Here is a 12,811-nt window from a genome sequence, read left to right as displayed (position 1 = left end):
ATGGTCTATTTCTCTGCTGTTGGCATGGTTAATGCGTTAGGTAGCTCATTGTCTGAAGTGAGTGCGAGCCTTCGTGCCGGGTTAGCCCCAGGCATGGCTCCCCAGCAAGGGTGGCTCTTGGGTGATTCGCCGATTTGGCTGGGTGCGGTGAATACTGAATTGCCTACCTTGCCCGAGCCACTTTCACAGCACAATAGCCGGAATAATCGCCTGTTGTTGGCGGCATTGTCGCAGATTCAACCTGAGGTTTCCGCATGCATTCTTCGCTATGGCGTATCACGGATTGCTGTGATTATGGGAACCAGCACCTCAGGTATTTTTGAGGGGGAACGGGCGGTTAGAGAATATCAGCCTGGTTCTGGTGACGTCGGCGGGCAGTTTCCGCCAGGGTATCACTATCAACAGCAGGAGTTAGGCGATCCTAGCATCTTCCTCTCGCGTTATTTGGGGCTGAATGGCCCGAGTTATACCGTGTCTACGGCTTGTTCTTCCAGTGTACGGGCGATTATCAGCGGTAAGCGTTTGATTGAGTCTGGAATAGTCGATGCGGCGATAGTCGGTGGCGCTGACAGTTTATGTCGTATGCCCATCAACGGTTTTCATAGCCTGGAGTCACTTTCGGCTGAGCGTTGTACCCCTTTTGCCGCCGAGCGCAAAGGGATCAACGTGGGTGAGGCAGCGGCGTTGATTTTATTATCACGTGAACCTTCACCTGTAGCGTTACTCGGGGTTGGGGAGTCCTCCGATGCCTGGCATATGTCCGCCCCCCATCCTGAAGGGCATGGGGCGGAACAGGCTATCAGGATGGCATTACGTCAGGCAGGGTTGCAGCCCGCTGATGTGGGCTACATCAATCTACATGGCACGGCGACGCGGTTAAATGATCAGATAGAAGCGCAGGTCGTGAATAGGGTTTTTGGTCATCAGACCCCTTGTAGTTCAACTAAACATCTTACCGGGCATACGCTGGGGGCCGCTGGGGCCACAGAGGCGGCACTCAGTTGGCTGATGTTAAGCCGGACTCTACCCTTACCAGTACAAGATTTTTCTCATGCTTCTTGGGATACTACTTTGGCCGAGATTAATTTGGTCACCAAGCCGGAAGTACTTAAAACCCCGGTTATTTTGTCGAACTCATTCGCTTTTGGTGGCAACAATGCGTGTGTGATATTAGGAGCCGGCTGATGGCGTATTCCGCTGAACATTACCTCCCACATCAATCACCAATGGTGATGCTGGATAACGTCCATTGGGTAGGGGAGGACGGGGCTGAATGCAGGGTCACCTTGAGTAAGCATGGGGTGCTTGCGCCGTTCCTCGATGCTCAGGGCTGCCTCCCCAACTGGTTTGCTATCGAATTAATGGCACAAACTATCGGCGTGTGGCGTGGCTGGCATGGCTTGGCGCAAGCGATACCTCCCACGATAGGGATGCTACTTGGTGGGCGAGCTATCAGCTGTGAATTACCGGCATTTCCTGCGGGTAGCGAACTTCAGGTTTGTGTCCAGTTAATCCTGCAAGATGAAAAAATTGGCAGTTTCGAGTGCAGTATCAACATGGCTGGAAAGCAGGTTGCTCGTGGTCGGCTAAATACTTATCAGCCAGATGCCGAAGAAATAAAAAAACTCACATTGAGGAAAGGCGCATGAAGCGTTCTGTTTTAGTCACCGGGGCCAGCAAAGGGATCGGGCGGGCCATCGCACACCGTCTGGCTGCGGATGGTTTTTTAGTGGTTGTTCATTATCACCAAGATCTTACTGGCGGTGAAGCGACACTGGCTCAGATTATTGAGGCGGGTGGTGAAGGGCGCTTGATCTGTTTTGATATCAGCGACAGGCCGCAGTGTAAAGAGGTACTCGAGCAGGATATCGCCACTCATGGCGCTTACTACGGTGTGGTGAACAATGCCGGTATTACGCGTGATGGTGCATTCCCAGCATTGACGCAAGAAGATTGGGATGGCGTCATTCATACCAATCTGGACAGTTTCTATAATGTGTTGCACCCCTGCGTAATGCCGATGATCGGTTTACGTAACGGCGGGCGCATTATTGCGCTTTCTTCGGTCTCCGGTGTGGTGGGGAATCGTGGTCAGGTGAATTACAGTGCGGCTAAAGCGGGGGTTATCGGGGCTTGTAAGGCTTTGGCGCTGGAGTTGGCTAAACGCAAGATTACCGTGAATTGTATTGCACCTGGGTTGATTGATACTGGCATGATCAATATGGAGCCTATCGCGCTGCAAGAAGCCATGCGGATGATCCCACTTAAACGGATGGGAGAAGCTGAAGAGGTGGCTGGTTTAGCCAGTTACCTGATGTCAGATATCGCCGGTTATGTCACGCGTCAGGTGATTTCAATTAATGGAGGAATGGTATGAGCAGCAGGATGGTTGCCATCAATAGAGTTGTGATTACCGGCATGAGTGGGGTCACTGCCTTTGGCAATAACTGGGCGGATATTTCAGCACGTATTTATGCCGGTCAAAATGCGGTGCAATATATGCCGCAGTGGGAAGAATATCAGGGGTTGAATACCCATTTAGGTGCGCCGATTGATGATTTTGTGGTGCCCGCACATTACACCCGTAAACGCATCCGCTCGATGGGGCGGGTATCCTTATTGGCCACCAGAGCCACTGAGCTGGCGCTAGAGCAAGCGGGTCTGATGGGGGAGGATGTACTTACCAATGGGGATACTGGGATTGCCTATGGCTCTTCTACCGGTAGCACTAAGCCGGTGAGTGAATTTGCCACGATGTTAACCGAAAAACACACCAACAATATTACCGGCACGACCTATGTGCAAATGATGCCGCATACGGCGGCGGTGAATACTGGGCTGTTTTTTGGGTTGCGCGGGCGGGTTATTCCTACCTCAAGTGCTTGTACGTCAGGTAGTCAGGCAATTGGTTATGCCTATGAAGCAATCCGTCATGGCTACCAGAAAGTGATGGTTGCTGGTGGTGCAGAGGAACTGTGTCCTTCCGAGGCGGCGGTATTTGATACCTTGTTTGCTACTAGCCAGCTAAATGATTCACCAAAATTATCACCAAGGCCATTTGATCGCCAACGTGATGGTTTGGTTATTGGTGAAGGGGCTGGCACGTTGATTCTGGAAGAACTGGATCACGCCAAAGCACGTGGTGCCACTATTTACGGTGAACTCATTGGTTTTTATACTAATTGCGATGCCAGCCATATTACTCAACCACAAAAAGAGACCATGCAAATCTGCATTGAAAAGGCGTTACTAAGCTCGGGCCTGGCTGCCACTGATATTGGCTATATCAGTGCTCATGGTACCGCGACTGAGCGTGGCGATATTGCAGAAAGCCAGGCTACGGCGGCTGTTTTTGGTAACCGGACCCCCATTTCCTCTTTGAAAAGTTATTTTGGTCATACCTTAGGGGCTTGCGGTGCTCTTGAAGCCTGGATGAGTCTGGAGATGATGCGGGCCGGGCGTTTCGCACCAACCATTAATCTGACCGACCCTGATCCTGCCTGTGGTGACCTGGATTACCTGATGGGCGAGGGGCGTTATATTGATACCGAATTCTTCCAGACAAATAACTTCGCGTTTGGCGGCATTAACACCTCATTGGTGATCCGTCGCTGGCCGTAACCGCCATTGCTTTCCTCATTGTTGATTTTTTATCAAAAGTATTGTGTTGAATATGGCATTTTTTGGCAATAAAACTCTGGGCATAATCAGTTCAGATTTTTACCGGGTGGCTCGGGTAAATGGCCCCCGGTAATCAGCCAATTTTAAACATGTCTAAGCACGATAAAAATTCAAAATGAGGAATTACTATGAGCGTACCTGCATTCGGCCTGGGAACTTTTCGTCTTCAAGATCAAGTTGTTATTGATTCAGTGAGTCAGGCATTAACCGCGGGCTATCGTGTTATCGATACCGCACAAATATATGAAAATGAAGCAGCTGTTGGCCAAGCTATTGCGCAAAGCGGCATCCAGCGTGATGAGTTATTTATCACCACTAAGATTTGGATTGCTAACTTAGCGCAGGGCAAGCTCATCCCTAGCCTGCAAGAGAGCTTGCAGAAGCTGAGAACAGACTATGTGGATTTAACATTGATTCACTGGCCTTCACCAAACGATGAAGTACCCGTCGCTGAATTTATGGCTGAATTAGTGAAAGCCAAAGAGCTGGGCTTAACCCGGCAGATTGGTATTTCTAACTTCACCATCGATTTAATGAAACAGGCCATTGCGGCGGTGGGGGCCGAGGTAATTGCTACTAACCAAATCGAACTGTCACCCTTATTGCAGAACAGTAAGGTCGTTGAATTTGCGAGAGAAAATGGCATAGCGATCACTTCTTATATGACGCTGGCTTATGGTAAAGCGCTAGAAGAACCCGTGATTAAAACGATTGCGGAGCAACATGGTGCCACTCCCGCTCAGGTGATTTTAAGCTGGGCGATGCAACTGGGCTATAGTGTGATCCCATCATCGACCAAAGCCGCTAATCTGGCCAGTAATATGTTAGCGCAGGAATTGCGCTTGAGTGCCGAAGATATGGCACTGATAGCGTCGTTGGATCGTGGTGAGAGGTTAGTCAGCCCTGAAGGCCTGGCACCTGCATGGGATTGATCACGCTTTAAACCATTATCTGAACCACCCTATGTTGGGTGGTTTTTTATTTTGCAGGGAACATTTGTGCCAGACGTTCATTGATAAAATCAATAAAACAACGCAGCCGGTTACTGACGACCTGATCACTGTAATACACCGCATTAATCGGCATAACGACGGGTAGAGTCTGTTCTACCAGTAGCGGCACTAAGTCCCCGCGTTGTAGATCGCCTCTGATCATGAAATCCGATAAGCAAGCAATGCCATTTCCCTCAAGGCAAAGGCGGCGTTGCGTCTCCCCATTATTTGACGTTAAATCTGAATTTATTTCATAAAGTTGCCCATCAGCACCTGCGAGCGGCCAACGATTTAGCACCGGTAAATCATTGAACCCCAGACATAAATGATGCTGTAAATCAGCCACCGTTTGCGGGGTACCATGTTGCTTTAGGTAGGCAGGTGAGGCCAAAATATGGCGATAACTGGTCATCAGCTTTCTGGCTCGTAAGGTTGAGTCCTGTAACGTGCCGACCCGGATAGCAATATCAACCTTTCTTTCAATTAGGTTAATAAAGGTTTCTGACGAAACCAGTGATAATGTCACCAACGGATAACGCTGACGAAACTCCGCCATCAGCGGAGCCAGAATGTGCAACACCACTGGAGTAGAAGCATCGATACGCAGCAATCCTTTGGGATTTAACTGATTATCGAGTATCTCGTTTTCCGCCGTGGCCATTTCCCGCAGAATATTTTGCACTCGCCGAAAGTAGTGCTCGCCTTCTTGTGTCAAGCTGATTTGCCGGGTTGTGCGATTTAACAGCGTCACCCCTAGCTTGCTTTCGAGTTTTTTTACTGTCCGGCTGACGACTGAATTAGCTTGATCGAGTTGCTCTGCCGCACGGCTAAAACTGCCACATTCCACTACGGTAACAAAAGTAATCAGTTCATCTGAATGCGCTTTCATTGTTGCCACTCCAGCAAAAATATTTTGATATTTTGAGCATTTTTGTCATTTAACCATAGGTACATAATAGCCGCTATTAAATTGACCCGTATTTCTGGAGTAATTATGCCACTTGCATTATGGGCACTGACCATCAGTGCATTCGCTATTGGTACCACTGAATTTGTGATTGTCGGGCTGGTTCCGACCATCGCAGAACAACTGGCAGTTTCTGTGCCATCCGCCGGTTTATTAGTTTCAATCTATGCATTGGGCGTTGCTATTGGTGCTCCAGTGTTAACCGCATTAACCGGGCGCATACCGCGTAAAATGCTATTGATTGGCTTGATGGTCTTGTTCACCCTAGGGAACTTATTAGCCTGGCAATCACCTGGTTATGAGACTCTGGTGGTTGCTCGTTTACTCACCGGTCTGGCTCACGGTGTGTTCTTCTCGATTGGTTCGACTATTGCTACCAGTTTGGTGCCAAAGGAGAAAGCGGCGTCGGCGATTGCTATTATGTTTGGTGGTTTAACGGTGGCACTGGTGACTGGGGTTCCGCTCGGGACATTTATCGGCCAGCATTTTGGCTGGCGGGAGACTTTCCTTGCGGTGTCACTGATTGGGGTCATTGCCATTATTGCCAGCGCCATTTTGGTTCCCAGTAATATCCCCAATAAGGCTTCAGCCAGTATAAAGCAGCAACTACAGGTGCTCACCCACCCACGTTTACTGCTGATTTATGCCATTACCGCCTTGGGATACGGTGGTTTCTTCACCATGTTTACTTTCCTCGCGCCAGTGATGCAAGAGCTGGCAGGATTCTCACCTGCCGCAGTGAGTTGGATCTTACTGGCGTATGGGGTATCGGTCGCTATCGGCAATATCTGGGGCGGTAAACTCGCAGACCGCCATGGTGCAGTACCTGCTTTAAGTTTTATTTTTACCGCACTTGCTGTCTTACTGTTTGTTTTCCAATTCAGTGCTAACCACAGTATTGCGGCATTAATTACGTTGCTGGTCATGGGGATTTTTGCCTTTGGTAACGTCCCCGGTTTACAAGTTTATGTGGTGCAGAAAGCGGAAGAATATACGCCACATGCCGTTGACGTGGCTTCGGGCCTGAATATCGCGGCGTTTAATGTCGGAATCGCGTTAGGATCGATTATTGGTGGGCAGACAGTTATCCGGGTTGGGTTGGCTCAGACCCCTTGGATCGGTGGCGTGATTGTTATTGGTGCGCTATTACTGGTGACACTGAGTGGCAAGCTGGATAAGAAGCACCCACGGCAAGTTGCTGTCAGCTAAATCCCTGCCAGTATCTATTGAAGCCCGCGATTGTGGGCTTCTTTGTTAATAGAAGGCTTATTAGTGCATTATGAATCACATAGATTGAATCTCTGCTTGTGTATCCCAACATCAGAATAATATCGTGGCTAAAAGAAATTACTGACAGGAGCATCTGGGCGTATAATCAGTGAACTACCGGCTGTTGTTACCTCTCGAGCCAGAGTGATTTCGAATAAGGAATAGGCCATCAAAGTGCCGAAACGAACATATGCAATGCGATATGTTGCAGGTCAACCGGTTGAACAAATCTACCCAGGTTCTGCTAAGCAACTGGGGCTGGGGTTACCGCCAGGCGCGCCATTGCCAACATCTGAATTTTTGCGGGTGATGGTGTGGAATATCTTTAAGCAGCAGCGGGCGCAATGGCTCTCGGTGCTCAAAGAATTCGGGCGTGATACTCAACTGATGTTACTGCAAGAAGCACAAACAACACCTGAGCTGGTGCGGTTTGCTACGTCTCACTATCAGGCCGCCGATCAGGTTCCTGCCTTTGCACTGCCTCAGCACCCTTCAGGTGTGATGACGCTTGCAGCCACCCATCCGGTCTACTGTTGCCCCCTGCGTGAGAGAGAGCCGTTACTGCGGTTGTCTAAATCGGCCTTAATTACTGTTTACCCAATCCATGACGGCCGTTTATTGATGGTGGTTAATATTCACGCGGTGAATTTCAGTCTTGGTGTTGATGTTTACAGTAAACAACTCGAGCCCATTGGGGAACAAATCGCGATGCATCGTGGCCCGGTGATTCTGGCGGGGGATTTTAATGCCTGGAGCCGACAGCGGGTTAATGCTTTACAGTGTTTTGCCCAAGTGGTGGGGTTAGCTGAAGTTGAATTCCGGGCTGATAACCGTAGCCGTGCGTTTGGCCGACCGCTTGATTTTGTCTTTTATCGGGGTCTTACTCTGGCAGATGCATCAGTATTAGTGACCCGAGCCTCTGATCACAATCCACTGCTGGTTGAATTCCAGCCATAAAAAAAGCACCCCGAAGGGTGCTTTTTAACAGCTTTAATCGCGATTCTGACTCTACGTATCCGGGGTCGATTTGCCGTTAACGAACAACGTCAATTTCAAGCCTGGTTGTAAACTATTAGCCTTGCTGACTACCGAATTCCATCGCATCACATCGTCGGTGTTTACACCGTGACGCTTGGCAATACTGGCAAAAGAATCACCTTTACGAACCTGATAGGTGATGCTGTTGCTGGTCGTTGTATTGCTTGCCAGTTGCAGGGTTTGCCCAACTTTTAAGGTGCTCTTGGCACGTAAGTTGTTCCAACTCTGCAAATCGCTGGTCTTGATATTCAACCGCTTGGCAATCGTAGATAAGGTATCACCGGAGCGAACTTTATACTGCGAACCTGATGCTGATTTTGAGCTGTTCTGTGCCAACTTGGTTGGTTGAACGGCGGCAATATCAGTATCTGCCAATGAATCTTTAAGCTGCTCAGCATGGGCCTTTGGCAACATAATATAACGAGGACCATGTCCATCAGGTGCCGTTACATTGCGCTTATACCCAGAATTAAAGGATTTCAACTTAGTAAGTGACATCCCCGCCATCTCAGCCGCCTGAGTTAGCTGTATCTGCTGACCTACATCAACACGTGCTAATGCACGGTCTTTGTCGGGTTCTGGCAAGTTTATACCGTACTTTTTGCTGTTCTTGATTAAATCACCCAAGGCCAGCATTTTTGGAACATAAATTGACGTTTCACGTGGAAGCGACAATGCCCAAAAGTTGGTCGGTTTACCCTTTGCCTTATTAGCCTTAACCGCTTGTATGACTCTGCCTTCACCACTGTTATAAGCAGCGACTGTTAACAACCAGTCACCGTCAAACATTTTGTTCAGGCGCTCCATCATATCAAGCGCTGCTTTGGTAGACGCAACCACATCTCTGCGACCGTCATACCATTGGTTTTGTTTCAAGCCATAGTTTCGACCTGTACTCGGCACTATCTGCCATAGCCCTGCGGCGTTGGCGGATGATGTCGCGTGTGGGTCAAAAGCGCTCTCCACTATGGGTAGCAGTACCAGTTCCATCGGCATTTTACGTTTCTTAATCTGCTCGACTATCAGGTACATGTACGGCTCTGCCCGTAATGTTACATCGTGGAGATAGCTCTTATTTCTTAAGTATTTTTGCTTTTGTTCACGGATCCGGGAATTTTCCGGAACCTTCATCTTCAGCTCGTCGCTAATGAAGTTCCACAAATCTTGCTGCGCGAGGCCACTTTCACTATCAAGCCATCGCGCGCTGCCCTCTCGGACGCTATTTGTGTACTCTCCTGCTTCACTCTCTTGACCTGCTGAAGACAAACTCTGCGCATGCTGTACGGGAACCTGTACGTCCTGCTTGGACGTCTGGCACCCAACAAGCAAGACTGAGGCGAGAAATATCGCTTTGGTCTTCATGTGTGTGTCAATGTCAGTTGCTTAAAAGACGACCAATCATACTTTGCTTCGACAAAAAACACAACTAAAAGCTCAGAAGTGGTCTTTCTGGGCGCGTAATTCGGAAAAAACTGAAGCAAGTGAGGCTGGTGGCGAGATGACGCCTATTTTCCTTTGTAAATCAATGTCATCGCAACGTAAAAAAACATTAATTTTACGCTCTAATTGCAATTTTACCGGCAAACTAGGTAGGTTTTTTGCCCGTAATTGCATGATTTGTTGTTGATATGTAGCAATATCTTGATCTGCGGGCAAAATGAAACGGGCAAACTTAAGATTTGCGAGAGTATATTCATGCGCGCTGCAAATTAAGGTTTCAGCGGGAAGCTGCGCCAGCCGTTGAATTGACGCATACATTTGCTCTGGTGTGCCTTCAAATAGTCTGCCGCAGCCGGCAGAAAAAAGCGTGTCGCCGCAGAAAAGATAAGGTTCGCTGTAGTATGCAATGTGCCCAAGGGTATGGCCAGGGACGGCGATAATGGTGTAGTTTTGACCATCAATTGTCAGGTGATCACCCCCATTTACGATAACTGTCGCACCTTTATTTGCTGTTTCCTGCGGGCCATAGACGGGAATATTGGGGAAATGGCGGTGTAATTGTGCCACACCACCGACGTGATCGTTGTGGTGATGGGTGAGCAGGATGGCCTGAGGAGTGTATTGGCCTTGTGCCAGTGCAGACAGCACCGGCGCTGATTCACCCGGATCAACAATAACGCAGTGTTTTTGTGGGTTTGCCAATAACCAAATGTAATTGTCTTGAAATGCCGGAATACTGATAAGATTCATTGGATACCTCTTTTTTGTTGGCAACCGCTTGAGTGTGAAAGAAGATAATATACCCGTCATCTTTCAAATCGCAGGTGTATTGGCGGCTCCCGTTCATCCGCATCACTTACGGGGGTTAGCTTATCGGGGTTCACTTACTTGCCACCTTCCTGCACCTTGAAATCTATTGGGTAGAAACATGAAACCAGCGCAAACACACCAACAGATCGATGCGCCTGCATCTTGGGCGGAGTTACCTTGGGGAGAGTATTATCGCGCAGCGCTCGAACAGCAATTACAACCTTGGTGGCCGAAGCTATTTGGTTTTCATCTGTTGAAAATAGGCCAGTTGAGTGCGGAAATCGCCAGCGATAAATGTGCTATCTCCCATCAGGTTAATGTGGGGGAACAAGGTACTAATATGCAGGTGCTGGCCAGCCCATACCAGTTACCTTTTGCTGAAAAGTCAGTGGACGCCTGTCTGTTATCTCATTCTTTAGCCTATGCCACTGACCCACATCGTATTTTGCGTGAAGCAGATAGGGTGCTTATTGATGACGGCTGGTTGATTATCAGTAACTTCAATCCGATGAGTGTGCTGGGTGCCGGCAAGCTGGTGCCAATATTACGCCAGCGGCAGCCTTATATTAGCCGAATGTTTACTCAGATGCGTTTGCTGGATTGGCTGAGTTTGCTGAATTATGAAGTTATGCATATGTCGTGCTTTCACGTTTTACCCTGGCATAAAGAAGGTGGGCGCTTTATCAGCACCCATCTACATGCGCTGGGGTGTGTCAGCCTGATTGTGGCCCGTAAGCGCACCATACCTTTGACATTTAATCCGATGAAGTTTGGTGCACGTAAGCCTTGGTTTAGCCGTGCGGTTGGCGCAACCAAAAGTTATCGCGACCAACCTTGATTCGGTGTGTGAAAGCCACTAATACCGTGGCAACGTCAGGTAAGAAGAGTTAGTTGGGGATATAACCAATATCGTCTTGTGTCGGTGAATTGGCCGCAAGACGTGCCAGTTCATCGCAGCGCTCATTTTCAGGATGGCCAGCATGGCCTTTAACCCATTCCCATTGTACGGTATGGCCTTGGATTGCCAGATCCAGCCGTTGCCATAAATCGACGTTACGTACCGGTTTGCGGTCTGTGGTTTTCCACCCGCGCTTTTTCCAGTTGTGGATCCATTGTGTGATGCCCTGACGCACGTATTGGCTGTCAGTGCTGAGCGTCACGTGGCAAGGTGATGTCAATGCCTCCAAGGCGACGATAGCAGCCATCAACTCCATACGGTTGTTGGTTGTCAAACGGTAGCCAGCACTAAAGGTCTTTTCATGTTGTTTGTAACGCATAATTGCGCCATAACCACCGGGGCCAGGATTGCCAAGGCAAGATCCGTCGGTGAAAATTTCTACCTGTTTAGTCATCTCTGGTAGACTCTTCCTATCTGTTTAAACGTTAAGTCTGACATAAACGAGCGCTATGAGCACTGGCAATATGCAAGTTACCCCGACCAGACAGATTGTTCTGGATACTGAAACCACTGGTATGAATAAGCTGGGCGTTCATTATGAAGGCCATCGGATTATTGAGATCGGTGCTGTTGAAGTGATCAACCGCCGTCTGACCGGCAGAAACTTCCATGTGTATGTGAAACCGGACCGTCTGGTCGACCCAGAGGCCTACGGTGTCCATGGTATCAGTGATGAGTTTCTGGCCGATAAACCCACATTTGCTGATATTACACCGGAGTTTCTCGAGTTTATCCGTGGTGCTGAGCTAGTCATTCATAATGCGGCGTTTGATATCGGCTTTATGGATTACGAGTTCCGTATGTTGCAGCAGGATATTCCGAAAACGGAAACCTTCTGTACCATCACCGATAGCCTGTTATTGGCGCGCCGCCTGTTCCCCGGCAAGCGTAATAACCTTGATGCGTTATGCGATCGCTATCTGATAGATAATACCAAGCGAACGTTGCACGGCGCATTACTCGATGCCGAAATTCTGGCAGAAGTTTATCTGGCGATGACCGGCGGCCAGACGTCTCTGTCTTTCTCTATGGAAGGTGATCAGTCGCAGAATGATTCTTCTGAAAATATCCAGCGTATTACCCGGCCAGCATCTGCGTTGAAAGTAATTTATGCGGCTGAAGAGGAGTTGTCAGCCCATGAATCGCGTCTGGATTTGGTGATGAAGAAGGGCGGCAGTTGTTTGTGGCGGATGCCGCTTGAATCGGAAGATAGTGCAAATGCAGAATAAAATGATTTCCAGATGAAAAACTGCGCAACCGGCTTATTTTGCTGGAAAAAGTATTGACGAGATTGCATTCCATACGTAATATCCGTCTCGTTCTTAACCGGAACAGCAGCGTGGTGCGGTAGTTCAGTCGGTTAGAATACCGGCCTGTCACGCCGGGGGTCGCGGGTTCGAGTCCCGTCCGCACCGCCAACATTCAGAAGCCCTGAGTTATTGCTAACTCAGGGCTTCGTTGTATCTATACCCTTGGCACTTGAAGCTGCTGGGGGGTTAGCTACGCTCACTTACCCAAATCACTTGACTGTGTAAGCTCATTGGGATGCATTCGCTTGCTGCCTACCTGCAACTCCAATTACTTTGGGTATACCCTTGGTACTTGAAGCCGCTGGGGGGCAAAATAATAGAACTCCCCCCCCTTGGGTAACACATC

Annotated in this window: 13 protein-coding genes and 1 tRNA gene; 10 read left to right on the top strand and 4 right to left on the bottom strand. The window is 48.9% G+C overall.

Features of this window, described 5'->3' with window-relative positions; all coding sequences use genetic code 11:
* The 5 genes from Q2T72_RS16955 to dkgB all read left to right on the top strand — a co-directional run bounded on the left by Q2T72_RS16955 (position 1) and on the right by dkgB (position 4,613).
* On the top strand, positions 1 to 1,185 hold the full coding sequence (locus tag Q2T72_RS16955; protein ID WP_372569524.1) for a beta-ketoacyl-[acyl-carrier-protein] synthase family protein: 1,185 nt from the start codon (positions 1 to 3) through the stop codon (positions 1,183 to 1,185).
* Entirely contained in the window at positions 1,185 to 1,649 is a 465-nt protein-coding gene (locus Q2T72_RS16950; RefSeq protein WP_083162988.1) for a hotdog family protein, read from the top strand. Before Q2T72_RS16955 ends, Q2T72_RS16950 begins: the two co-directional genes overlap by 1 nt.
* On the top strand, positions 1,646 to 2,377 hold the full coding sequence (locus tag Q2T72_RS16945) for a 3-ketoacyl-ACP reductase FabG2 (protein ID WP_083162990.1): 732 nt from the start codon (positions 1,646 to 1,648) through the stop codon (positions 2,375 to 2,377). Before Q2T72_RS16950 ends, Q2T72_RS16945 begins: the two co-directional genes overlap by 4 nt.
* Positions 2,378 to 2,385: 8 nt before the next feature.
* Positions 2,386 to 3,621, top strand: coding sequence for a beta-ketoacyl-ACP synthase (locus Q2T72_RS16940; RefSeq protein ID WP_372569909.1), 1,236 nt, complete (start codon positions 2,386 to 2,388; stop codon positions 3,619 to 3,621).
* Positions 3,622 to 3,809: 188 nt separating this feature from the next.
* Positions 3,810 to 4,613: a 2,5-didehydrogluconate reductase DkgB gene (gene dkgB, locus Q2T72_RS16935; RefSeq protein ID WP_083162994.1), complete on the top strand. Its 804-nt coding sequence runs from the start codon at positions 3,810 to 3,812 to the stop codon at positions 4,611 to 4,613.
* Positions 4,614 to 4,659: 46 nt separating this feature from the next.
* On the opposite strand, the gene yafC is transcribed toward dkgB, so the two are convergent.
* Positions 4,660 to 5,562, bottom strand: a complete 903-nt coding sequence (yafC, locus tag Q2T72_RS16930) for a DNA-binding transcriptional regulator YafC (RefSeq protein ID WP_083162996.1) — start codon at positions 5,560 to 5,562, stop codon at positions 4,660 to 4,662.
* Positions 5,563 to 5,667: 105 nt separating this feature from the next.
* Between yafC and Q2T72_RS16925 the strand changes: the two genes are divergently transcribed.
* Both Q2T72_RS16925 and Q2T72_RS16920 read left to right on the top strand, forming a co-directional pair.
* Positions 5,668 to 6,849 (top strand): MFS transporter, encoded by a 1,182-nt coding sequence (locus tag Q2T72_RS16925; RefSeq protein WP_083162999.1) that lies wholly within the window; start codon positions 5,668 to 5,670, stop codon positions 6,847 to 6,849.
* A 234-nt stretch (positions 6,850 to 7,083) separates the two neighbouring features.
* Positions 7,084 to 7,866 carry an endonuclease/exonuclease/phosphatase family protein gene (locus Q2T72_RS16920; RefSeq protein ID WP_372569523.1) on the top strand — a complete coding sequence of 261 codons (783 nt, stop codon included), beginning with the start codon at positions 7,084 to 7,086 and terminating at the stop codon, positions 7,864 to 7,866.
* A gap of 51 nt (positions 7,867 to 7,917) precedes the next feature.
* Here the strand turns inward: Q2T72_RS16920 and mltD are convergent, their stop codons facing one another.
* Together mltD and gloB are read right to left on the bottom strand one after the other, a co-directional pair.
* On the bottom strand, positions 7,918 to 9,309 hold the full coding sequence (mltD, locus tag Q2T72_RS16915; RefSeq protein WP_372569522.1) for a murein transglycosylase D: 1,392 nt from the start codon (positions 9,307 to 9,309) through the stop codon (positions 7,918 to 7,920).
* Between the two features lie 72 nt (positions 9,310 to 9,381).
* Complete coding sequence (gloB, locus tag Q2T72_RS16910; protein ID WP_372569521.1) at positions 9,382 to 10,137, bottom strand: hydroxyacylglutathione hydrolase; 756 nt, start codon at positions 10,135 to 10,137, stop codon at positions 9,382 to 9,384.
* Positions 10,138 to 10,315: 178 nt separating this feature from the next.
* Here gloB and Q2T72_RS16905 point away from each other — a divergent pair, with 178 nt between their 5' ends.
* A complete protein-coding gene (locus Q2T72_RS16905; protein WP_083163007.1) occupies positions 10,316 to 11,035 on the top strand; it encodes a class I SAM-dependent methyltransferase in 720 nt (239 codons plus the stop codon).
* Positions 11,036 to 11,084: 49 nt separating this feature from the next.
* Here Q2T72_RS16905 and rnhA read toward each other — a convergent pair whose 3' ends face one another.
* Positions 11,085 to 11,549, bottom strand: coding sequence for a ribonuclease HI (rnhA, locus tag Q2T72_RS16900; RefSeq protein WP_050074222.1), 465 nt, complete (start codon positions 11,547 to 11,549; stop codon positions 11,085 to 11,087).
* Positions 11,550 to 11,619: 70 nt separating this feature from the next.
* Here rnhA and dnaQ point away from each other — a divergent pair, with 70 nt between their 5' ends.
* Positions 11,620 to 12,384, top strand: coding sequence for a DNA polymerase III subunit epsilon (dnaQ, locus tag Q2T72_RS16895; protein ID WP_083163009.1), 765 nt, complete (start codon positions 11,620 to 11,622; stop codon positions 12,382 to 12,384).
* Positions 12,385 to 12,496: 112 nt separating this feature from the next.
* Positions 12,497 to 12,573, top strand: a tRNA-Asp gene (locus Q2T72_RS16890).
* Positions 12,574 to 12,811 lie beyond the last annotated feature (238 nt).

Origin of the sequence: Yersinia sp. 2466 StPb PI (genome assembly GCF_041538325.1) — a bacterium.
Classification (GTDB): Bacteria; Pseudomonadota; Gammaproteobacteria; order Enterobacterales; family Enterobacteriaceae; genus Yersinia; species Yersinia enterocolitica_E.
The sequence above is the reverse complement of the archived record's forward strand: the minus strand, read 5'-3'. Positions and strand labels throughout refer to the sequence as shown.